Below are 21976 nucleotides of genomic sequence, written 5' to 3' on the forward strand. Positions count from 1 at the left end.
ACCAGGGGTCACAGCGGTAGCGAGAATCACCAGGCCTGCAGCACGGCACCGATAGCCAGGCCCCCAACCAGCAACGCACCGGCCTGACGCACGTGCACCCAGGCCAGCGCGGCGTACCACAGCGGCCACACCGGAAATTCCGGGGGCGGCCGCTTGGGCCGCTGCCGCCGGAAACGGGGCCACACCTTGGCCAACCTGGGCAGCGCCAAGGCGACCAGCAACACCGGCCAGGGCATGGCCGCCACCACGACGTTGACGGCGACGAGTAGGTAGAACCCGACCATCATCGCCAGTGTCACTGCGCGGGCGCGCGCTTCGCCGAGGAGCACCGGCAGCGTCCGGATGCCGAGCGGTTCGTCGTAACCGATCTTGTCGATGTGCTTGCCCATCAGCACGGTCGTGCACAACAGCCCATACGGGAGCGATGCCAGAACGACGTCCCAACCGAGGGTGCCCACCACGGAGTAGTACGTTCCGCACACCATCAGCGGACCCCACACGACGAAAACGTCGGGTTCGCCGAGGCCGCGCTTCTTCAGCCGGAGCGGTGGCGCCGTGTAGGCGACGCTCAGCGCGAACCCACTCAGGGCAAATGCCAGCACGGGCCAACCGCGGGCCCACGTCAGCGTCACTAGGATCGCTAGGTCTGCCAGGTTCACCGCGAGTATCGCCAGGCCCAGCGTGCGACGGCTGATCAGCCCGGACAGCACCGGGTGCGGGGCATAGAGGGCACGCGGGTAGGTGGCGCTGTCAGTGCCGACCTTGGTGTCGTAGAGATCGTTCATGAGGTTGTTGGAAATGTGCGCGCACGTGATCCCCACCACTGCCAGGACGAGCCAGCGCCAATCCAGGCCAGGCTGACCGATCGCCAACAGCGCCGCGACCAGGCCAGAGACCAGGGTCATCGGGAGCACCGCGGCCCGGGTGACGACGAGCCATCGGGTGACCGTGTCGATCGGTCCGTCCGGTGGCGGGTTGGTGGTGCGAAGTGCGTGCGCCCATGATCTAAACCGGGAGCCCACGCTCGCGTCGGGCATCCCTAGAGCTTAGACCTGGCCCCAAGGTGGCACGATCGGCGACGGATGCGGTTGTTCGCGGAATTTCTCCAGCGAGCCGCCGGCCTCGACGATGCCGCACAGCGCACTCCAGCTCAGCATCGTTAGGTAGTCGATCAGTTCGTCACTGCTCATCCGGGGATCTGACATCCAGGAGTGGGTGGCCAGCTGCACGCCGCCGACGATCAGGTACGCCCACGGCTCCACTCCGCCGGTGTCCATCCCGGCTTCCTGCATGCGGCGGCGCAGCATCACCGCGAGCATGCGGGCAATGATCCGCTCCGAGTCGGCGATCACTTTGCTTTTGCTGGCTGAGCTATTCGCCATCACGAACCGATACGGCTCCGGTTGGGCCGCCACAGTTTCGACATAGACCCGGATGATTTCGCGGGTCAGCTCGAAACCATCCATGTCGGCCGACAGCGCAGCGACCATGTTGGGGATCAAGGTGCTCTGCGTGAACCGCATCATCACGGCGGTCGTCAGGTCGTTCTTGTCGACGAAGTAGCGGTAGAGCACGGTCTTGGAGACCCCGATCTCCGCCGCTATCTCGTCCATGCTGAGGAAGCGGCCCTGCCGGCGAATCGCCTCAATTGTGCCGTCCACCAGCTCATTGCGGCGCTCCACCTTGTGCTGGTGCCAGCGTCGCTTGCGACCATCCGTCTTCACTGTCACGGCCGGGATATGCTCTACCACTTTCGCCGATTCCCATTCACTAGACGCTCCTGATACTACGGCCAATGGGGGTCCCTCTGGCATATTGGGCGCATGTGCGCGGGGCGCGCAGGATAGCGTCGTCACATTAACTGGTGGCGGCAATGGCGGATGATGGTGTGGTGGCACACAGAGCCGACGTGTCGGGCTCGCCGCCGCCAGGGCTGAATTCGAGAACGCGGCCAACGGTGGCGAGGCGGGTCCGCGCGTCGTTCGCTGAATCATTCGCCGCAGCCGATCCGGAGGCGGATGCCGCGCGGCGGACGGCGCTGCGCCGGATGAAAGTGGTGGCACTGGGCTTTTTGGTGGGTGCCACCGGCGTGTTCCTCGCCTGTCGTTGGTTGCAGGCCGATGGCACCGCCCCCGCGTGGGTGGGTTATGTCGGCGCGGCGGCGGAGGCCGGCATGGTTGGCGCCCTGGCGGACTGGTTCGCGGTGACCGCGCTGTTCAAGCACCCGCTGGGCATTCCGATCCCGCACACCGCCATCATCAAGCGCAAGAAGGACCAGCTGGGTGAGGGCCTGGGCACTTTCGTGCGGGAGAATTTCCTGTCGCCGCCGGTAGTGGAGACCAAGCTGCGTGATGCGCAGGTTCCGAGCCGACTCGGCAAATGGCTGTCGGAGACCACACATGCCCAGCGGGTGGCGGCCGAAACCGCGACGGTGCTGCGGGTGCTGGTGGAGTTGTTGCGGGACGAAGACATCCAGCAGGTGATCGACCGGATGATCGTGCGCCGCATCGCCGAACCACAGTGGGGTCCGCCAGTGGGTCGGATGCTGGCGACGCTGCTGGCCGAGAACCGGCAGGAGGCTCTGATTCAGTTGCTGGCCGACCGGGCGTTTCAGTGGTCGCTGAACGCCGGCGTGGTCATCCAACGGGTGGTCGAGCGTGACTCGCCGAGCTGGTCGCCTCGTTTCATCGACCACCTTGTCGGCGACCGTATCCACCGCGAGCTGATGGATTTCACCGACAAGGTGCGCCGCAACCCCGATCACGAGTTGCGCCGCTCGGCTACCCGCTTCCTGTTCGAGTTCGCTGATGACCTCCAGCACGATCCGGACACCATTGCGCGCGCTGACGCGATCAAAGAGCAGCTAATGGCGCGCGACGAGATCGCCAACGCCGCTGCGACGGCATGGAAGACGCTCAAACGGCTGGTGCTCGAGGGTGTCGACGACCCGTCCAGCGCGTTGCGGACCCGCATTGCCGACGCGGTCATCCGGATCGGGGAATCGCTGCGTGACGATGCCGATCTGCGCGACAAAGTGGACAGTTGGATGGTTCGAGCGGCCCAGCATCTGGTCTCGGAGTACGGGGTCGAGATCACCGCAATCATCACCGAGACGATCGAGCGCTGGGACGCCGAGGAAGCCAGCCGACGCATCGAACTGCACGTCGGTCGCGACCTGCAGTTCATTCGGATCAACGGAACAGTGGTTGGGGCGCTGGCTGGGTTGGTGATCTACGCGGTCGCGCAGCTGTTGTTCTGAAGGGTGCTAACAAGTGCTTGCAATAGCAAGCACTTGACCGTACTCTGGTGCCGGTAGCAGCGAACGCCCCGAGCTAGGAGTACCCCAATGCCATCGGAGGAGAATCTCGCCGCCAAGGTGTCCACGAAGGCTTCCGACGTGGCCTCCGACATTGGCAGCTTCATCAGGTCGCAACGGGAGACGGCGCAAGTCTCGATGCGGCAGCTCGCCGAACGGTCCGGTGTCAGCAATCCGTACCTGAGTCAAGTTGAACGCGGGTTGCGTAAGCCGTCTGCCGACGTTTTGAGCCAAATCGCAAAGGCGCTGCGGGTTTCCGCCGAGGTCCTGTATGTCCGCGCCGGGATCCTTGAGCCCAGCGAGACCAGTCAGGTGCGAGACGCCATCATCACCGACACAGCAATCACCGAGCGCCAGAAGCAGGTTCTGCTCGATATCTACGCGTCGTTTACCCACCAGAACGAATCCATCCGTGAGGAGTGTCCGAGCGATCCGACGTCGACGGTTGACTAGCTCTTGGCCGGCAATTTCTGACGCTGAACGGCCGCCAGGCTGAGTCGAAATCGCGGTGGTGTCTAGATCATTGGCCGTCGGGTAACTCAACAGGAAGGGGACAGTCATCGGTGTGAGGTCAGCCGCGAGCTGATCCCGCCAATAACTCGACCGACAACCGACCCGACGATGAGGAGGTTTCCCGGCAAGTCGCGTGCCACGTCAATCCGCGGGTCTTGACTACTCCGCAAAGGAGCCGACACTCGCCCCAACTTCCAGACCAAAGACGTACAAGGCCGATATCGAAAACAGTTAATGAAAGGAATACTCATGGCTGAAAACTCGAACATCGAGGACATCAAGGCTCCGTTGCTTGCCGCGCTCGGAGCGGCCGACCTGGCCCTGGCCACTGTCAACGACCTGATCACGAACCTGCGTGAGCGTGCCGAAGAGACTCGTACGGACACCCGCAGCCGGGTCGAGGAGAGCCGTGCTCGCCTGACCAAGCTGCAGGAGGACCTGCCCGAGCAGCTCACCGAGCTGCGCGACAAGTTCACCACCGAGGAGCTGCGCAAGGCCGCCGAAGGCTACCTTGACGCCGCCACCAACCGGTACAACGAGCTGGTTGAGCGCGGCGAGGCCGCTCTGGAGCGGCTGCGCAACCAGCAGAGCTTCGAGGACGTGTCGGCGCGTGCCGAAGGCTATGTGGACCAGGCTGTGGAGTTGACCCAGGAGGCGCTGGGTACCGTCGCATCACAGACCCGCGCGGTCGGTGAGCGCGCGGCCAAGTTGGTCGGCATCGAGCTGCCCAAGAAGACCGTACCGGCGAAGAAGGCTGCCGCTCCGGCCAAGAAGGCGGCACCGGCGAAGAAGGCTGCTCCGGCCAAGAAGGCGCCCGCGAAGAAGGTGGCGGCCAAGAAGGTCACCCAGAAGTAGTCGCGCAAGCACAATCGACTCCGCGTCGTCGTTGAGGCGATTCGGACCGACAAGCACAATCGACTCCGAGTCGCCTTTAGGGCGACTCGGAGTCGACGTGTTGGACGGATACCGCATAGTCTTGATGCGTGAATCACCTCGTGGGTACCGTCATGTTGGTCGTGCAGATCGCCGTGTTGGTGACGGCGGTATACGCGTTCGTGCATGCGGCGCTGCAGCGGCCCGATGCCTATACCGCCGCCGATAAGCTGACCAAGCCGGTGTGGCTAGTGATCCTTGGCGTTGCTGTGGCACTGACCTCCATCCTGGGCTTCGTTTTCGGCGTGCTCGGGATGGTGATCGCCGCGTGTGCGGCCGGCGTGTATCTGGTCGACGTGCGACCGAAGCTCCTCGAAATTCAGGGTAAGTCGCGCTAGCGGAAATGAAAGCCCTGGTGGCCGTGCCGGCGGCGGTCTTTGTGGCACTGATCGGTGCGGCACCCGCCCAAGCTGATCCCGAGGTCGATCCCGGCGCAAGCATCGCCAACCACGCCGGCCGCTCCGATTCCGTTGGCCCATCCCCACGCCTTGTCGACCACACCGAATGGGCACGGTGGGGACGGCTGCCTAGCCTTCGCGTCTACCCGTCGCAAGCTGGGCGTGCAACCTCCCGGCAGCTCGGGATGGCCGCTGCCGACGCGGCCTGGGCCGAGGTCCTCGCGCTGTCACCGGACGCCGACACGGCCGGCATGCGCGCGCAGTTCATCTGCCACTGGCAGTTCGCTGAAATCAGACAACCCGGCAAGACCAGCTGGAACCTCGAGCCATGGCGACCGGTCGTCGACGATCCGGAGATGCTCGTTTCCGCCTGTAATCCGGGTGGCGCGGAAGAGTCGTTCTAGTGCTCGGTCGACCAACTCGGAGGCAGCTGGCGGCCCTGGTCGACCACACCTTGCTGAAACCCGAGGCCACCGGTGCTGATGTGGCCGCCCTGGTTGCCGAAGCCGTCGGACTCGGCGTCTACGCCGTGTGCGTGTCGCCGTCGATGGTTCCGGTCGCAGTCCAATCCGGTGGCGCGCGGGTTGCGGCGGTGGCGGGCTTTCCGTCCGGCAAGCACGTGTCTTCGGTCAAGGCGCAAGAGGCGGCGCAGGCAGTAGCGGCCGGTGCCAGCGAGATCGACATGGTCATCGACGTCGGGGCGGCGCTGGCCGGAGATATCGATGCGGTGCGATCCGACATCGAGGCGGTACGTGCATCGGCGGCCGGGGCCGTGCTCAAGGTGATTGTGGAGTCGGCGGTGCTTTTGGGACAGGCGAACGCGCACACGCTGGCGGATGTGTGCCGTGCCGCCGAGAACGCCGGTGCCGACTTCGTCAAGACCTCGACCGGGTTTCATCCCGCCGGCGGGGCGACCGTGCGTGCCGTCGAATTGATGACCGAGACGGTCGGCGGTCGGCTGGGGGTCAAGGCCAGCGGCGGAATCCGCACCGCCGCCGACGCAGTCGCGATGGTGAACGCCGGTGCCACCAGGCTGGGCCTGTCCGGCACCCGAGCGGTGCTGGACGGGCTCAGCAACTGCTGAAGCGCGTCTGTCGAATACTCAGATGTGGCCGAAGCAGGGGTTCTGAATGCCAGTGGGAATGCTGGCATTGCGGGTCGAGAAATGGCTCACCACGCCGGTGGAGGTGACTTGGACGCTGTCCGCGTGAATGCCCAACGGGTAGTTCTTGGTCAGGTCGGAGGTGAACTCGTCCAGCGTGGACTGCACGGTCTCCTTCGGCAGCGAGAAGCCGAGCGTGTTGAAATTGACGATCTGCAGCTCCAGCCCTTTGCCTGCTACCACCGGCTTGGCCGTGATGTTGTTCAGCAGGCCCTTCAATTCGATGGTGCCGTCTGCGGGGTGAGTAACCACGGTGCTCGTGACGAAGGCGCCCAGAATCGGAATCGCATTCTGCACCGACTCCTTGATGCCTTCAGATGACCAGGTGATGGTGGCATCCAGTGCGCCAATCGTGCCCACGGAGTCGGCGGTCTTCTTGATCCGGACGTCCTGGATGGTGATCTTGATCTTCATCCCCTTGGCATCGCGGATCTGGTTGCCCGCCGTCTCCACCGTGATGTTGGTGAAATGCTGCGTTGCGACCTGCCACAGCAGCAGCGGCGCCACACCGAAGGACGCGGTGGCCTGATCTTTGACCACGCATGCCACGGCTTGGGCGACCTTACTGTTGGCAACATGGCGGGTGTACAGCTCGCCTCCGATCAGCCCGGCGATAACGAGCGAAAACACGATGATGAGGACCAGAAAGACGGTCAGCGGGTCGCGACGGGTACGCCGCTTTGCTTTCACCGGCCCCGGCTCTTTCTCTGGCTCAGCCGGCCGGACCGTCGGGTCTGGCGACGCACTGTGCGCAGTTGCGCGGCCGGGTCGCCGTGTCTGGGCATGAGACGCAGTCAGATGCTCAGTTTGTGCCTCGGCCTGCTGGGCCGGTTGGGTCGGCAGATTCAGAGGTTCTTGGGCATGACCTCCGGGCTCGCCGGGGCGCAGTCGCCGGGTGGATGGCTCGGAGGATGCCGGGGGTCGGGCGAGAGGACCTTGATCCCCAGGACGCGCCCATTGCGACGGGTCGTTCGGTGGTCCCTGCGGGTTGGTCACTCACGCGATTGTGCCTTATCCATCTGAACGAAGTTTGACTGGTTGCGCAGCACAGCAATGCTGTCGCGAGCGGTGGTCACGTTGCCCACGTCGATGTCGGCGACCACCAATTGCGGCTGGGCACCAGCAGACGCCACCACCTCGCCCAACGGCGAGGCCACCAAACTGCCGCCTACCCCGGTCGGTGCGCCCGAGCTCGCCCCCGGGCCGGTCAAGGTATTGCCGGGGTCGGCCTGACCGGCCGCGGCCACGTAGCTCATCGAGTCCAGCGCCCGGGCCCGCGCCAGCAACGTCCACTGTTCGAGTTTGCCCGGGCCGGAACCCCAGGAGGCGCAGATCGCGATCAGCTGGGCGCCACGCCGAGCCAGCTCGGTGTATAGGGCCGGAAAGCGAATGTCGTAGCAAACGGTCAAACCCACCCGGACGCCGTCGACGGTGATTACCACCGGTTCGTGCCCAGGTGCGACGCTACGCGACTCGGTGAAGCCGAACGCGTCATAGAGGTGGATCTTGTGGTAGTGCGCGTTCGGCTGATTCGGTATGCCCGGCCCGGCGGTGATCAGGGTGTTTGTCACCCGCCCGTCGCTGGTCGGGGTGAACATGCCGGCGATCACGGCGATGCCCGCCTCGCTCGCGATCCGGCGGACACCGTTTGCCCAGGGCCCGTCGACGGGCTCGGCGATCTGCCGCAACGGGACGCCGAACCGGCACATGGTCGCCTCAGGAAACACCACCAGCTGCGCGCCCGCTTTGGCGGCTTCGCCGGCGTACTCGCGTACCAGTTGTAGATTGGCCGCGGGGTCGGTGCCGCTGAGGATCTGCGCCAACGCGATTCGCATGGCCGCCAGCTTAGGCCCGGCGACGACGCGCTGCGGGACGCAGCGTTGAGGAGGCGGGCGGTTAGATCGGGCCCGGCGACGAGGCGCTGCGGGACGCAGCGTTGAGGAGGCGGGCGGTTAGATCGGGCCCGGCGACGACGCGCTGCGGGACGCAGCGTTGACGAGGCGGGCGGTTAGATCGGGCCCGGCGACGAGGCGCTGCGGGACGCAGCGTTGAGGAGGCGGGCGGGGCGCCTCAGACGTTGTTGGCGATCCACATTGTGGTGAAGCGCTGTTCGATCGTGACCAGCTGGCTCAATTCGGTGCCGATCAGCCTCTCCAGCTTCCCGCCGATGAAGGGGATTCGCACCTGGATGGTGACCCTCAATGCCATTCGGGAGCCACCCGATTCGGCGATCGGCGACAGCACGGCCGTGCCCCACAAGTTCACCGGAGCATCCACGATCGACCCGGCAATGGATGCCGTTGCGATGCCATCCTTGACCGGGCCCCAAGCCTCTTCCCGCCGTACCGAAAGGTCGCCCCGGTGCAGCTGCGTGACCAGGCCCGGCAGGTTGTGGCTGCGCACCATCTGCAGGGTCACCACCTCGATGGTGCCGTCGTCGCCGGAGTCGCCACCTACCCGGATCGACTCAAGGGTCGCTACATCGACGGGGGTTTCGGCCAGCCTGGCCTTCCAGTAGTCCGCCTCGTAGAAAGCCCGGTGAACCTCCTCGACGCTGCCCTCGTAGTCGGCCGACATGTCGAATGAACGCGGCATAGCAGGCCAGGCTACCGTTACGGGCCATGAAACGGAGCGGTGTCGGTTCGCTCTTTGCCGGTGCACATATCGCCGAGGCGGTCCCGTTGGCACCGCTGACCACGTTGCGCCTGGGTCCCATTGCGCGGCGCGTCGTCACCTGCACCAGCGCCGAACAGGTGGTCGCTTCGCTGCGACACCTGGATTCGGCGGCCGGCAGCGGCGGCGGCCGCCCGTTGGTGTTTGCTGGTGGATCCAATTTGGTGATCGCGGAAAACCTAGTCGACCTGACCGTGGTGCGGTTGGCAAACAGCGGCATCACCGTGGACGGCAACCTTGTGCGCGCCGAGGCCGGTGCGGTTTGGGATGACGTCGTCGTCAGGTCCATCGAGCACGGTCTGGGCGGGTTGGAATGTCTGTCCGGCATCCCGGGCTCGGCGGGGGCGACACCCGTGCAGAACGTGGGGGCGTACGGCGCGGAGGTGTCCGACACCATCACGCGGGTTCGGCTGTTGGATAGGTGCACCGGTGAGGTGCGTTGGGTACCCGCGCGCGACCTGCGCTTCGGTTATCGCACCAGCGTGCTCAAACACGCTGATGGGCTTGCGGTGCCCGCTGTGGTCTTGGAAGTGGAGTTTGCGCTGGATCCGTCGGGCCGCAGTGCGCCGCTGCGCTACGGCGAGCTGACCGCGGCGCTCAATGCGGCCAGCGGCGAGCGTGCCGATCCGCCAGCGGTTCGCGAAGCGGTGCTGGCCCTGCGGGCCCGCAAGGGCATGGTGGCGGACGAGACCGACCATGACACCTGGAGCGTCGGATCCTTCTTCACCAACCCGGTGGTCGCACCCGACGTCTACGAACGGCTGGCCGGTGACGCCGCCACCAGGGGGGACGGTCCGGTCCCGCACTATCCGGCGCCCGACGGCATCAAGCTGGCCGCCGGCTGGCTGGTGGAGCGGGCCGGCTTCGGTAAGGGCTATCCGGATGCTGGTGCCGCGCCGTGTCGGCTTTCCACCAAGCATGCGCTTGCCTTGACGAATCGCGGCGGGGCCACCGCTGAAGACGTGATGGCACTGGCACGTACGGTGCGCGACGGGGTGCGCGATGTGTTTGGTATCACACTAAAACCCGAACCCGTGCTGGTCGGTTGCGTGTTGTAGCTGCTACTTTCGTGCGGGAGCACTCCCGCCGCGCGTCGTAGCGGCGGGTTTCACTGCGCTCGGCGGTCCGTTGCGCGCGGGTTCGCCCGGTATCTTTGACTCCCGTGAGCACCTCCAGAGCCTCCCAAGGTCAGGGGCCGATCAACCGGCGCCTGGCTTTGACGGCCATTGGCCTCGGGGTGCTGGCACCGAGCGTTCTGGCCGCGTGCACCGGCAATGTGACCAAACTGGCCGAAAAGAAGCCGCCACCGACACCCCGTCTAACCTTCCGGCCGGCCGACTCTGCCCGCGATGTGGTGCCAATCGCGCCAATCAGCGTCGAGGTGGGCGACGGTTGGTTCCAACGGGTCGCGCTGAAGAATTCGGCGGGCAAGGTCGTCGCCGGGACGTACAGCCGGGATCGGACCACCTATACGATCACCGAGCCGCTGGGCTACGACTCGACCTACACCTGGAGCGGCATGGCCGTCGGCCACGACGGCAAGGCGGTTCCGGTGGCGAGCAAGTTCACCACCGTGGCACCCGCCAAGACAATCGGCGGGGGGTTCCAGCTGGCCGACGGCCAGACCGTCGGGATCGCCGCGCCGGTGATCATCCAGTTCGACGCACCGATCAGCGACAAGGCCGCCGTCGAGCGGGCACTCACCGTCACCACCAACCCGCCCGTCGAGGGCAGCTGGGCCTGGCTGCCCGACGAAGCCAAGGGCGCTCGCGTGCATTGGCGCCCTCGGGAGTACTACCCGGCCGGCACCACCGTCGACGTCGACGCCAGGCTGTACGGGCTGCCGTTCGGCGATGACGCCTACGGCGCGGAGGACATGTCGCTGAGCTTCCAAATCGGTCGCCGACAGGTGGTCAAGGCCGAAGTCTCATCGCACCGCATCCAGGTCGTTACCGATGCCGGCGTCATCATGGATTTCCCGTGCAGCTACGGCGAGGCCGACCTGGCCCGCAATGTCACCCGCAACGGCATTCACGTGGTCACCGAAAAATACTCCGACTTCTACATGTCCAATCCTGCCGCCGGCTACAGCAATATCCACGAACGCTGGGCGGTACGGATCTCCAACAACGGAGAGTTCATCCACGCCAACCCGATGAGCGCGGGCGCACAGGGCAACAGCAATGTCACTAACGGCTGCATCAACCTCTCGACGAGCGATGCCGAGGAGTACTACCGCTCCGCGATGTACGGTGACCCGGTTGAGGTGACCGGCAGTACGATCCAGCTGTCCTACTCCGACGGCGACATCTGGGACTGGGCCGTGGACTGGGATACCTGGGTATCTATGTCGGCACTACCGCCGCCCGCTGCCCATCCTCCGGCGACTCAGATCCCCGTGACGGCCCCGGTCACGCCGTCGGATGCGCCCACCTTGTCGGGCACACCGACCACCACGACGACTACCGGACCGGGTGGTTAGCGCGCCGGGTAGCTGATGCCTGGTCGCGGGGCCGGATGACGATCTGGTCCAGGTTGACGTGCGAGGGCCGTGAGGCCACGAACCCGATCACCTCGGCGATGTCGGCGGCCACCAGTGGCGTCATGCCGGCATAGACCGCGTCCGCGCGTTGTTGGTCGCCGTCGAAGCGGACCAGCGAGAATTCTGTCTCGACCGCGCCAGGGGCGATCTCGGTGAGCCGGACCGGTTTTCCTAGCAGCTCGCCACGCAGCGTGCGGTGCAGCGCGCCCTGCGCGTGTTTGGCCGCGGTGTAGCCGGCGCCACCGTCGTAAACCTCGAGCGCGGCAATCGAGGTGATGGTGATGATCAGGCCGTCGCCGGAGTCGATCAGCTTGGGCAGCAGCGCGCGGGTCACCTGCAGCGTGCCTAGCACGTTGGCCTCCCACATCCAGCGCCAGTGCTCCAAATCGGCATCGGCGACAAACTCCAGCCCCTTGGCGCCACCGGCGTTGTTGACCAGCACGTCCACCCGGTTTAGTGCCCGGGCCAACGCTTCGACGGCCGCGCCGTCGGTGACATCGGTCACAATCGGGGTTGCGCCGATCTGGTCCGCAAGCGCGGTGATCCGGTCTGCGCGCCGTGCCACCGCGACCACGTGAAACCCTTGCGCTGCAAGGGTTCTTGCGGTTGCCTCGCCGATTCCGGAACTGGCGCCGGTGACCACGGCGACTCGCTGCTGCGTGCCGGTTGTCGTCATCGGGACCACTCTAATAAACGTGCTAAATTCTCGGTGTGTACCGCAGCACCTTATTCCGCACGATGACCGCGTGTCTTGACGCGGCAGCGTGTTGTTGCCGCGCACTTTGCCGCGCCTGACCCCAACACGTCAGCAGGTGTGGCCAAGGACCCGGCCATTGGAACTCGAATAAGGACGCACCGTGCACTCGACTAGCCTCACCTCACACTCGCTCAGCCACACACCCGGCCGCAAGCATCAGCCGCGGTCGCACCGCTACGTCATGCCGCCATCGCTGCACCTGTCTGACTCCGCGGCGGCATCCGTCTTCCGGGCGGTCCGGTTGCGCGGTCCGGTCGGCCGGGACGTGATCGCCGCGGTCACGTCGTTGAGCATCGCGACGGTTAACCGCCAGGTCATTGCGCTGCTTGAAGCCGGCCTCCTGCGTGAGCGGGCCGACCTGGCGGCCTCCGGGGCTATCGGGCGCCCACGAGTACCGGTCGAGGTCAACCACGAGCCATTCGTGACGCTCGGTATTCACATCGGCGCCCGGACCACCAGCATCGTCGCAACCGACCTGTTCGGCCGCACGCTCGACACGGTGGAGACTCCGACCCCACGCAATGCGGTCGGGCCGGCGCTGGCATCGCTGGCCGAAAGCGCCGACCGATACCTGCGGCGCTGGCACCGGCGCCGCGCGCTGTGGGTTGGGGTGGCGATCGGTGGCGTAGTCGACAATGCCAGCGGCCATGTCGATCACCCACGGCTGGGCTGGCGGCAGGCTCCGGTCGGACCCGTGCTGGCCGATGCGCTGGGCCTGCCGGTGTCGGTGGCCTCGCACGTCGACGCTATGGCCGGGGCCGAGCTGATGCTCGGCATGCGGCGGTTCGCACCAAGCTCGTCGACAAGTCTGTACGTGTACGCCCGCGAAACCGTGGGCTATGCGCTGATGATCGGTGGGCGGGTGCATTGCCCCGCCAGTGGCCCCGGCACCATCGCGCCGTTGCCCGTCCACTCCGAATTGCTCGGCGGCACCGGGCAGCTGGAGTCCACCGTCAGCGATGAGGCGGTTTTGGCCGCCGCCCGCCGGCTCAGGATCATCCCCGGCGTCGCTTCCACGACCCGGACCGGTGGGTCGGCTACCGCGATCACGGACTTGCTGCGGGTGGCACGGGCCGGTAATCAGCAGGCCCAGGAGCTTCTGGCGGAACGGGCCCGCGTCCTCGGTGAGGCGGTCGCGTTGCTGCGTGACATGCTCAATCCCGACGAAGTGGTGGTCGGCGGCCAGGCCTTCACCGAATACCCAGAGGCCATGGAGCTGGTGGAGGCGGCGTTCGCGGAACGCTCGGTGCTAGCGCCGCGTGACATTCGCCTGGCCGTTTTCGGAAACCGGGTGCAGGAGGCCGGGGCGGGCATCGTGTCCCTGGGCGGGCTCTACGCCGATCCGTTGGGTGCGTTGCGCCGATCGGGGGCGCTGGATGCCCGGCTGCCGGCCACCGCCCCGGAGGTTCTCGCGTAGTCGGCTGACGGGCGGCGTCCGCGCGTGTCACCCCGGCTCCTGCAAAGATGGCAGGTGTGCGGCACGATGACGGTTCAGGGTTGACCGCCGACAGCCGTCCGGCCCGCGGCGGGGGCGCCGCCCGCTCGCGGGGGCGAACCGGGCCATCGAATCGGAACGTCTCGGCAGCAAGCGACCCGCGCCGGGTCGCACTGCTGGCGGTACACACCTCACCGCTGACCCAGCCGGGCACCGGTGACGCCGGGGGCATGAACGTCTACATGCTGCAAAGCGCGCTGCATCTGGCCCGCCGTGGCATCGAGGTGGAGATCTTCACCCGGGCCACCGCGTCCGCAGATCCACCGGTCGTCCGGGTGTCACCCGGGGTGCTGGTGCGCAACGTGGTGGCGGGACCATTCGAGGGTTTGGACAAGTACGACCTGCCCACCCAGCTGTGCGCGTTCGCCGCCGGGGTGTTGCGTGCGGAGGCCGCCCACGAACCGGGTTACTACGACATCGTGCACTCGCATTACTGGCTATCGGGTCAGGTCGGCTGGTTGGCCCGCGACCGCTGGGCGGTGCCGTTGGTGCATACCGCGCACACGCTGGCCGCGGTGAAGAACGCGGCGCTGGCCGACGGTGACGCGCCGGAGCCGCCGCTGCGTACGGTCGGCGAGCAGCAAGTCGTCGACGAGGCGGATCGGCTGATCGTCAACACCGACGATGAAGCCCGGCAAGTGATTTCGATTCATGGCGCCGATCCGGCACGAATCGACGTCGTCCATCCCGGTGTCGACCTGGACGTGTTTCGCCCGGGTGACCGGCGCACGGCCCGGGCCGCGCTAGGACTCCCACTTGACGAGCAGGTGGTGGCCTTTGTCGGACGCATTCAGCCGCTGAAGGCACCGGACATCGTGCTGCGTGCCGCGGCGAAGCTGCCCGGGGTGCGCATCATCGTGGCCGGCGGACCGTCGGGCAGTGGTTTGGCCTCGCCGGACGGGCTGGTCCGGCTCGCCGGCGAACTGGGCATCACGACACGGGCGACGTTCCTGCCGCCGCAGTCCCACACGGATCTGGCCACCTTGTTTCGGGCGGCCGACCTGGTTGCGGTGCCGAGTTACTCCGAGTCGTTCGGCCTGGTTGCCGTAGAGGCGCAGGCGTGCGGCACACCGGTGGTGGCCGCCGCGGTGGGCGGGCTGCCCGTCGCGGTGAAAAACGGGATCACCGGCACTCTGGTGGCCGGGCACGAGGTCGGTCAGTGGGCCGACGCCATCGACCAGCTGCTTCGGTTGCGCGCCGGGCCGCGGGGATGGGTGATGAGCCGGGCGGCGGCCCAGCACGCCGCCACGTTCTCCTGGGAGAACACCACCGACGCGCTGCTGGCCAGTTACCGGCGTGCGATCGGCGACTACGCCGCCAGGCGTCGGCGCTGGGGCGGCGACGTGATACCGGACCTGGTTGCGGTGCGCAAACCCCGGCGTTGGACGCCGCGTCGCGGGGTGGGCGCGTGACTTCTTCCTTCTCGACCGTGCAACGAGTGATCGAGAATGCGCTCGAGGTCAGCAAGCTGAAGTACACGCGACACCCCCGCCCGCACGGCGCGACGCCGGCGCTGATCGTCGAGCTGCCCGGCGAACGCAAGCTCAAGATCAACACCATCTTGAGCATCGGTGAGCATTCGGTACGTGTCGAGGCGTTCGTGTGTCGCAAACCCGACGAGAATCATGAGGGCGTCTACCGCTTCCTACTGCGGCGCAATCGCCGGCTGTATGGGGTCGCTTACACGCTGGACAACGTCGGCGACGTCTATCTGGTGGGCCAGATGGCCGTTTCCTCGGTGGACGCCGACGAGATCGACCGGGTGCTGGGGCAGGTGCTCGAGGCAGTGGATTCGGACTTCAATGCGTTGTTGGAGTTGGGTTTTCGGTCGTCGATCCAAAGAGAGTGGGAGTGGCGGGTGTCCCGCGGTGAATCGCTGCAGAATTTGGAAGCGTTCGCGCACTTGGTCGACCAAGAGGACTAAGCGGAGTGCGTGAGAGACTTGCCGGCATGGCAAACACGGGCACCCTGGTGCTGCTGCGGCACGGCGAGAGCGACTGGAACGCCCTCAATCTGTTCACCGGTTGGGTCGATGTCGGCCTGACCGAGAAGGGCCGGGTCGAGGCGACACGCAGCGGAGAACTCCTGGCCGAGCAAAACCTCCTGCCCGACGTGCTCTACACGTCCTTGTTGCGACGCGCGATCAGTACCGCGAATCTGGCGCTCGACAGCGCCGACCGGTTGTGGATTCCGGTGCGGCGCAGCTGGCGGCTCAACGAACGTCACTACGGTGCGCTGCAGGGTCTGGACAAGGCCGAGACCAAGGCACGGTATGGCGAAGAGCAGTTCATGGCCTGGCGGCGCAGTTATGACACGCCGCCGCCGCCGATCGAGCGGGGCAGTCAGTTCAGCCAGGACGCTGACCCCCGCTACCTCGACATCGGCGGCGGCCCGTTGACCGAATGCCTGGCGGACGTGGTCGCCCGTTTTTTGCCGTACTTCACCGACGTCATCGTTGGCGACCTGCGGGCCGGTAAGACGGTCCTGATCGTCGCGCACGGCAACTCGTTGCGTGCGCTGGTCAAGCACCTGGACCAGATGTCTGACGACGAAATCGTCGGACTGAACATTCCGACCGGAATTCCGCTGCGCTACGACCTGGATTCCGGGCTGAGGCCGCTGGTGCGTGGCGGTACGTATCTGGACCCGGAGGCGGCGGCCGCCGGTGCCGCCGCGGTGGCCAGCCAGGGCGGTAGGTAGTTGGTTGAGGTCCCGGCCGCCGGTGCCGTCAGCGGCCGATCGTGTGCTGCAGCGCCCTATTTGCCAAACAGCACGTGAACGGTAGCCGAACACCTGTGGCGCAGCGTGTGACTTGTCCGATTTCGGCCTTGCCGCGCTAGGGCGATGTTCACCGGATTTGTAGGATTTTCTATGTGACTGTGTTCTCGGCGCTGTTGCTGGCCGGGGTCTTATCGGCGCTGGCACTGGCCATTGGTGTTGCCGTCGGAACGCGGCTGGCGCCGCGGGTCGTTGAGCGGCGCCAACGGGCGGCCACCGAGTGGTCGGGAATCACCGTTTCGCAGATGCTGCAACGCATCGTCGCGCTGATGCCGCTGGGCGCCGCGGTGGTCGATACCCATCGCGACGTTGTCTATCTCAACGAGCGGGCCAAGGAACTGGGTCTGGTGCGTGACCGCCAGCTCGACGACCAGGCTTGGCGGGCCGCCCAGCAGGCGCTAGGTGGTGAAGACGCCGAGTTCGACCTGTCCCCAACCAAGCGGCCGGCCACGGGTCGATCCGGGTTGTCCGTGCACGGGTACGCCCGCCTGCTGAGTGAGGAAGACCGCCGGTTCGCCGTGGTCTTCGTGCACGACCAGTCGGACTATGCCCGGATGGAGGCGGCCAGGCGTGACTTTGTGGCCAACGTCAGTCACGAGCTCAAGACGCCCGTCGGCGCCATGGCCCTGCTCGCCGAGGCGCTGCTGGCTTCGGCCGACGACTCCGAAACAGTTCGGCGGTTCGCGGAGAAGGTGCTCATCGAAGCCAACCGACTCGGCGACATGGTCGCCGAGTTGATCGAATTGTCCCGGCTGCAAGGTGCTGAGCGGCTACCCAACGTGACCGACGTCGACGTGGATACGATTGTTTCCGAGGCGATTTCACGCCACAAGGTGGCCGCCGACAACGCCGACATCGACGTCCGTACCGACGCGCCGAGCAACCTGCGGGTGCTGGGCGATCAAACCCTGTTGGTTACCGCCCTGGCCAACCTGGTGTCCAATGCGATCGCATATTCGCCGCGCGGGTCGCTGGTGTCGATAAGCCGTCGCCGTCGCGGTCCCAACATCGAGATTGCCGTTACCGACCGTGGCATCGGGATCGCGCTGGAGGACCAGGAACGGGTCTTCGAGCGGTTCTTCCGGGGAGACAAGGCGCGTTCGCGCGCCACCGGCGGTAGCGGGCTCGGGCTGGCGATCGTCAAACACGTCGCGGCCAATCACAACGGCACCATCCGCGTGTGGAGCAAGCCGGGAACGGGATCGACGTTCACCTTGTCTATTCCGGCGTTGGTCCTGGCGCATCAGGAAGCCAACGAGCGACTCGAGCAGTCGCGAGGGCGCGAACTGCGGTCAAACAGGTCACAACGAGAGGAAGAGCTAAGTCGATGACTCACGTTGGCGACGATGCAGAGCGAAGCGATGGTAAGGAGTGGCGCCCATGACAAGTGTGCTGATCGTGGAGGACGAGGAGTCGCTGGCGGATCCGCTGGCGTTTCTCCTGCGCAAGGAGGGCTTTGAGGCCACCGTGGTGGCCGATGGTCCGGCGGCGCTCGCCGAGTTCGATCGGGCCGGCGCTGACATCGTGCTGCTCGATCTGATGCTGCCGGGGATGTCGGGCACCGACGTGTGCAAACAGTTGCGGGCTCGGTCCAGCGTTCCGGTGATCATGGTGACCGCCCGGGACAGCGAGATCGACAAGGTGGTCGGGTTGGAGCTGGGTGCCGACGACTACGTGACCAAGCCCTATTCGGCGCGCGAGTTGATCGCCCGGATCCGTGCGGTGCTTCGCCGTGGTGGCGACGACGACTCCGAAATTAGTGACGGCGTACTGGAGTCCGGGCCGGTCCGGATGGACGTGGAGCGGCATGTCGTCTCGGTGAACGGCGATGCGATCACGCTGCCGCTCAAGGAGTTCGACCTGTTGGAATACCTGATGCGTAACAGCGGGAGGGTGTTGACTCGCGGGCAACTGATCGATCGGGTCTGGGGTGCCGACTACGTTGGCGATACCAAAACCCTCGATGTCCACGTCAAGCGCCTGCGGTCCAAGATCGAAGCCGACCCGGCCAACCCGGTGCATTTGGTGACGGTGCGGGGGTTGGGCTACAAGCTGGAGGGCTAAGCGCGCTCGGCCTGGGTCCGCGACAGTTACACCACGCACACGACACGCCCCGACGCGGATGTGCGTAGCTTCAGTCTCGGCGAGTGGCAGCGATCTCGTCCGCGACGGATAGCGCCAACGCCATGATGGACAGCTGCGGGTTCACCTCCGGGCAGCTGGGCAGGATCGAGGCATCGGCAACCCAGACACCGTTGATACCGCGCAGCCGGCCGGTCTCGTCGACCGGACAGAGCTGGTCGTCGGCTCCGGCGGCGGCGGTGCCCGTCGGGTGAAATGCGGCCAGGTGCATACTCCTCAAGCTGGTGCGCTGCAGCACGTCCTGCAGTGTGGGCAGTGACGTCACCGCGCCTACACCGGGCAGACCGGTGAGCACCTCCACCGCGCCGGCGGCGAAGAGCAGCCGGCCAATGGCCTGGATCGCGACCCGTAGCTTGGCGCCGTCGGGCGGGGCGATGTGGTAACGCACCAGCGTCTCGCCGCGCACCGTCAGCACCGAGCCGACACCGCGATCGGCGACCATCGCACCAAACGTCGCGACTCGACCTGCCCGGTCGAGCCAGCTGAGCAGTTCGGGCCCATAGCCGGGAAAGACCATCGACCCCATTCCGGGTGGTGTGGAGGTCGCTTCGATCAGCACCCCATCCGATTCGTGAAACTCGTGGGCAGCCGCGCTCTGCAGTACCCCACGCCATGCCAGGATGTCGTCGTCGAAGCGGCCGGCAAGCATCGTCGCCGGATGCAGCGCGAGGTTGCGGCCCAGCCGCGGGTGGCCACCGAGGCCGCTGCGCCGCAACAGCCCCGGCGTCTCGGTCGCACCGGCGGCGACCACCACGGTGTCGGCCAACACGTCGAGCGTGGTGCCGTCGGGCCGGCGGGCTCGCACGCCACGGGCGCGTCCGTCCTGGTGCAGCACCCGTTCGACGCGCGCCTGGCAGAGGATCCGCGCGCCGGCCGCACAGGCCTGGGGCAGCGCGTTGAGGTGCACGCCGAACTTGGCGTTGTTGGGGCAGCCGATCGCGCATTGGCAACAGCCGTCACAATCCGGCGCGTTGCGTGGAATGGGCGCAGCCCGCCAGTCCAGTGCCTTGGCGGCGTCGAGCAGCAGGCGCCCGTTGCGGCCCATGATCTCCACTGGTACGGGCGCTACCCGCAGCGTGTGCTCCACGTCGTCGAATCGGCCGGCCAGCCGGTCCGGGTCGGCCATGCCGAGGCCGAATTCGTCGCGCCAGCGCCGCTGCACGGCGAGCGGCGGCCGGAAGCAGGTGCCGGAGTTCACGACGGTGGTGCCACCCACCGCCCGGCCGATCGGTAACACGACCGGTGGACGTCCCAGCGCGATGGTGGCCCCGGCACCGCGATACAAGCCGGCATACCGATCGATCGGGTGCGTGGTGCGGAACTCCTCGACCGTCCAGCGCCGCCCTTCCTCGAGCACGACGGGGCCAAAACCGGCCCGGGCTAGGGTGCGAGCCACCATTGCCCCACCGGCGCCGGAGCCAACGATCACCACATCGGTGGTGACGACGGAACCGCTCTCCGCCGATGGGGTGACGTTCAATTCCGCATCGGGACGGGCCGCGTCGTGTTCCCGAGCGCGGGCGAGCAATTCCGCGGCGTACTCGTCGGCGCCGTTGGCTAGCAGCGCGATGGCCTTCAGCCCTTCCATGGCCGCACCGACGTCCGGGCTCAGCGCGGCGATCCGGCGCAGCACCCGAGCACGGCTGTCGGGGCTCAGTCGCACCAGCGACCGACCGGTGGTGAGGTAGCTGGCCGCCGCGAGCGCCAGCAGCCCGGTGCGCACCGCCAGTCGGGAGGTCGTCGGCAGCCGGGTGACGTAGCGGTCGACGCGGGCCACGAACTGAGCCGGTGACGGGCCACCGTGTTCCTGCGGCAGCAGCGCGGTGCCGAACGCTGCGCAGGCCCGATCGCCCAGCTGGCTCATATCAGACGTCCGAGCCGTCGGCCGAGTTTGATGAAGAACGGGTACGTGGCGAAGATGGCCCCGGCCGCCGCGTGTAGTGGCCAACCGGCCTCGGCGGTCTTTACCCCGAAAACGCCGCTGTTCCACATGAAGTCGCGACCGTTCCGCGAGCGGAATGGTCGCCACAGCGGGCCGAGCCCGGGCACGTTTTGGTAGAGCCCGAACGACCCGGCGAAGAAGACACCAAGGACGGCGGCCTCGGCGACATCGCGGCGATCCACGGGCAGGCGGCGCTCGAGGAGCACCCCGGCGATAAGCAACAGCGGCGGGTCGAGCAGGAAACTCATGACGGGATCCTTTCGTTGCTGGCGGGTGCCTCGGTTCCGCGCAGGCCAACCTCGGCGTGCCCGGTGCCTAGCACCGACCAACGCCGCTCGTCGAGCTCGATGTGAATTTCGGCCTGCTCGGTGTTGGTGCACACCGCCGTGCCCGCGTCGGGATCGGTGTATCCCAGGCTTACGCACCTGTCCGGCGGCTGGTCGACGCGAATCAGCACCTCGCGGCCGCCGATGCGTCCCGCGAGCTGCCAGTGCTGCAGGCCGAGCGTTGTCCGCATTCGCAACGAAGGCAAAGGGCTTGTGGGCCAGTCCTTTCCATCGATGCGGAAGCGAACGAACGCCAACGGCGCAAGCCTGCGCAGGCCAGGCTTGTGCGACACCGCGGTGACCGCCTCCAGCACGTCGCCGTTCCCGAGGTCGGCATGGATCCACCCCCAGCGCTTGGCGTTGCCGTGCCCATAGATGTGGGCGACGCCACCGCGCCAGCCGTCGATGCGGTAAGCGGTGGCGCCGACGGCCAACGAGCCGGCGAACGCGGCGGTGGGAGCGATCACCACTTGGGCACCCGGCAGCAACTCGCGCTCCCAGGCCACGCGGGGAAACGTCCACAGCGGCGCCGCGGGGTCCTTCCAGGACAGGTCCCATGCGAGTGACCGCGCACGTCCGGCCAGCTCTTCTGGTGCCACGCGTACGCCCGCGACGTCGAACCAAGCGGGGCCTGCCGCGGGTCGGGCGGGCTGCGGACCGAAGCGTTCGGTACACGGTGGGCCGTCCGGCGGAAACCAGGTCACCCAACCGTGCGCATACGGGGTGCCCGGGGGATAGCGTGTGCCGTCCTGGCTGGCGGCGGGGCCGGACCATCGGTCGGCGCCCCCGTCCGCTACCGGCGCCACCGTCTCGCAGTGCACCCATAGGCCGGCATGCGTCACCGGATCCGACAAGGTTGCATACCAGACCTCCAGGCGCCCGGGGGCACCGCGCCAGCGCGGCACGGCCGCCGATCGCATTTCGTCGTCCATGCCTGACCTCCGGTCGATGCCGACACGCTCCTGGTTCTGGCCGAGTTGTCGACCCGTCCACTATATT

23 protein-coding genes are annotated in these 21976 nt (G+C 66.7%); 14 read left to right on the forward strand and 9 right to left on the reverse strand.

What is annotated here, in order from left to right:
- Positions 1-26: 26 nt before the first annotated feature.
- Entirely contained in the window at positions 27-1037 is a 1011-nt protein-coding gene (locus AADZ55_RS03180; protein ID WP_085323641.1) for a prenyltransferase, read from the reverse strand.
- Positions 1038-1046: 9 nt separating this feature from the next.
- Positions 1047-1751, reverse strand: coding sequence for a TetR/AcrR family transcriptional regulator (locus AADZ55_RS03185; RefSeq protein WP_085323640.1), 705 nt, complete (start codon positions 1749-1751; stop codon positions 1047-1049).
- Positions 1752-1888: 137 nt separating this feature from the next.
- On the opposite strand from AADZ55_RS03185, the gene AADZ55_RS03190 reads away from it, so the two are divergent.
- The 6 genes from AADZ55_RS03190 to deoC all read left to right on the forward strand — a co-directional run bounded on the left by AADZ55_RS03190 (position 1889) and on the right by deoC (position 6244).
- Positions 1889-3259, forward strand: a complete 1371-nt coding sequence (locus tag AADZ55_RS03190) for a DUF445 domain-containing protein (protein WP_085323771.1) — start codon at positions 1889-1891, stop codon at positions 3257-3259.
- A gap of 87 nt (positions 3260-3346) precedes the next feature.
- Positions 3347-3769, forward strand: a complete 423-nt coding sequence (locus AADZ55_RS03195; RefSeq protein WP_085323639.1) for a helix-turn-helix domain-containing protein — start codon at positions 3347-3349, stop codon at positions 3767-3769.
- Positions 3770-4078: 309 nt separating this feature from the next.
- A complete protein-coding gene (hbhA, locus tag AADZ55_RS03200; RefSeq protein WP_085323638.1) occupies positions 4079-4684 on the forward strand; it encodes a heparin-binding hemagglutinin HbhA in 606 nt (201 codons plus the stop codon).
- A 128-nt stretch (positions 4685-4812) separates the two neighbouring features.
- Entirely contained in the window at positions 4813-5100 is a 288-nt protein-coding gene (locus AADZ55_RS03205) for a DUF2516 family protein (RefSeq protein WP_207569017.1), read from the forward strand.
- A gap of 5 nt (positions 5101-5105) precedes the next feature.
- A complete protein-coding gene (locus AADZ55_RS03210; protein WP_085323637.1) occupies positions 5106-5564 on the forward strand; it encodes a DUF2599 domain-containing protein in 459 nt (152 codons plus the stop codon).
- The gene (deoC, locus tag AADZ55_RS03215; RefSeq protein ID WP_085323636.1) at positions 5564-6244 is read left to right on the forward strand and encodes a deoxyribose-phosphate aldolase; all 681 of its coding nucleotides are present in this window, start codon (positions 5564-5566) and stop codon (positions 6242-6244) included. The genes AADZ55_RS03210 and deoC overlap by 1 nt, the downstream gene beginning before the upstream one ends.
- 18 nt (positions 6245-6262) lie before the next feature.
- Here the strand turns inward: deoC and AADZ55_RS03220 are convergent, their stop codons facing one another.
- From AADZ55_RS03220 to AADZ55_RS03230, 3 genes are all read right to left on the reverse strand, one after another.
- Positions 6263-7318, reverse strand: a complete 1056-nt coding sequence (locus AADZ55_RS03220; protein ID WP_085323635.1) for a DUF2993 domain-containing protein — start codon at positions 7316-7318, stop codon at positions 6263-6265.
- Positions 7315-8157, reverse strand: coding sequence for a carbon-nitrogen hydrolase family protein (locus AADZ55_RS03225; protein WP_085323634.1), 843 nt, complete (start codon positions 8155-8157; stop codon positions 7315-7317). The genes AADZ55_RS03220 and AADZ55_RS03225 overlap by 4 nt, the downstream gene beginning before the upstream one ends.
- A gap of 235 nt (positions 8158-8392) precedes the next feature.
- The gene (locus AADZ55_RS03230) at positions 8393-8917 is read right to left on the reverse strand and encodes a DUF2505 domain-containing protein (protein WP_085323633.1); all 525 of its coding nucleotides are present in this window, start codon (positions 8915-8917) and stop codon (positions 8393-8395) included.
- A gap of 26 nt (positions 8918-8943) precedes the next feature.
- Here AADZ55_RS03230 and AADZ55_RS03235 point away from each other — a divergent pair, with 26 nt between their 5' ends.
- Positions 8944-10053 (forward strand): UDP-N-acetylmuramate dehydrogenase, encoded by a 1110-nt coding sequence (locus AADZ55_RS03235; RefSeq protein WP_085323632.1) that lies wholly within the window; start codon positions 8944-8946, stop codon positions 10051-10053.
- Positions 10054-10106: 53 nt separating this feature from the next.
- Entirely contained in the window at positions 10107-11477 is a 1371-nt protein-coding gene (locus tag AADZ55_RS03240) for a L,D-transpeptidase (protein ID WP_085323631.1), read from the forward strand.
- On the opposite strand, the gene AADZ55_RS03245 is transcribed toward AADZ55_RS03240, so the two are convergent.
- Positions 11458-12213 carry an SDR family NAD(P)-dependent oxidoreductase gene (locus AADZ55_RS03245; RefSeq protein ID WP_085323630.1) on the reverse strand — a complete coding sequence of 252 codons (756 nt, stop codon included), beginning with the start codon at positions 12211-12213 and terminating at the stop codon, positions 11458-11460. The genes AADZ55_RS03240 and AADZ55_RS03245 overlap by 20 nt on opposite strands.
- Positions 12214-12394: 181 nt before the next feature.
- Here AADZ55_RS03245 and AADZ55_RS03250 point away from each other — a divergent pair, with 181 nt between their 5' ends.
- From AADZ55_RS03250 to regX, 6 genes are all read left to right on the forward strand, one after another.
- Positions 12395-13711, forward strand: coding sequence for an ROK family transcriptional regulator (locus tag AADZ55_RS03250; RefSeq protein WP_085323629.1), 1317 nt, complete (start codon positions 12395-12397; stop codon positions 13709-13711).
- Positions 13712-13758: 47 nt separating this feature from the next.
- Positions 13759-15201 carry a D-inositol-3-phosphate glycosyltransferase gene (gene mshA, locus AADZ55_RS03255; RefSeq protein ID WP_085323628.1) on the forward strand — a complete coding sequence of 481 codons (1443 nt, stop codon included), beginning with the start codon at positions 13759-13761 and terminating at the stop codon, positions 15199-15201.
- Entirely contained in the window at positions 15198-15713 is a 516-nt protein-coding gene (locus AADZ55_RS03260; RefSeq protein ID WP_085323769.1) for a YbjN domain-containing protein, read from the forward strand. The genes mshA and AADZ55_RS03260 overlap by 4 nt, the downstream gene beginning before the upstream one ends.
- A gap of 26 nt (positions 15714-15739) precedes the next feature.
- Complete coding sequence (locus tag AADZ55_RS03265; RefSeq protein WP_085323768.1) at positions 15740-16489, forward strand: phosphoglyceromutase; 750 nt, start codon at positions 15740-15742, stop codon at positions 16487-16489.
- Positions 16490-16662: 173 nt separating this feature from the next.
- Entirely contained in the window at positions 16663-17898 is a 1236-nt protein-coding gene (locus AADZ55_RS03270) for a sensor histidine kinase (protein WP_085323627.1), read from the forward strand.
- A 49-nt stretch (positions 17899-17947) separates the two neighbouring features.
- The gene (gene regX, locus AADZ55_RS03275) at positions 17948-18631 is read left to right on the forward strand and encodes a two-component sensory transduction protein RegX (RefSeq protein ID WP_085323626.1); all 684 of its coding nucleotides are present in this window, start codon (positions 17948-17950) and stop codon (positions 18629-18631) included.
- A 70-nt stretch (positions 18632-18701) separates the two neighbouring features.
- On the opposite strand, the gene AADZ55_RS03280 is transcribed toward regX, so the two are convergent.
- Genes AADZ55_RS03280 through AADZ55_RS03290 form a run of 3 tightly spaced genes read right to left on the reverse strand, consistent with a single transcriptional unit; the run spans position 18702 to position 21909 of the window.
- Entirely contained in the window at positions 18702-20573 is a 1872-nt protein-coding gene (locus AADZ55_RS03280; RefSeq protein ID WP_085323625.1) for a GMC family oxidoreductase, read from the reverse strand.
- Positions 20570-20899 carry a hypothetical protein gene (locus AADZ55_RS03285; RefSeq protein WP_085323624.1) on the reverse strand — a complete coding sequence of 110 codons (330 nt, stop codon included), beginning with the start codon at positions 20897-20899 and terminating at the stop codon, positions 20570-20572. The genes AADZ55_RS03280 and AADZ55_RS03285 overlap by 4 nt, the downstream gene beginning before the upstream one ends.
- On the reverse strand, positions 20896-21909 hold the full coding sequence (locus AADZ55_RS03290) for a hypothetical protein (RefSeq protein ID WP_085323623.1): 1014 nt from the start codon (positions 21907-21909) through the stop codon (positions 20896-20898). Before AADZ55_RS03290 ends, AADZ55_RS03285 begins: the two co-directional genes overlap by 4 nt.
- Between the last annotated feature and the right edge of the window lie 67 nt (positions 21910-21976).

Origin of the sequence: Mycobacterium decipiens, assembly GCF_963853665.1 — a bacterium.
GTDB lineage: Bacteria > Actinomycetota > Actinomycetes > Mycobacteriales > Mycobacteriaceae > Mycobacterium > Mycobacterium decipiens.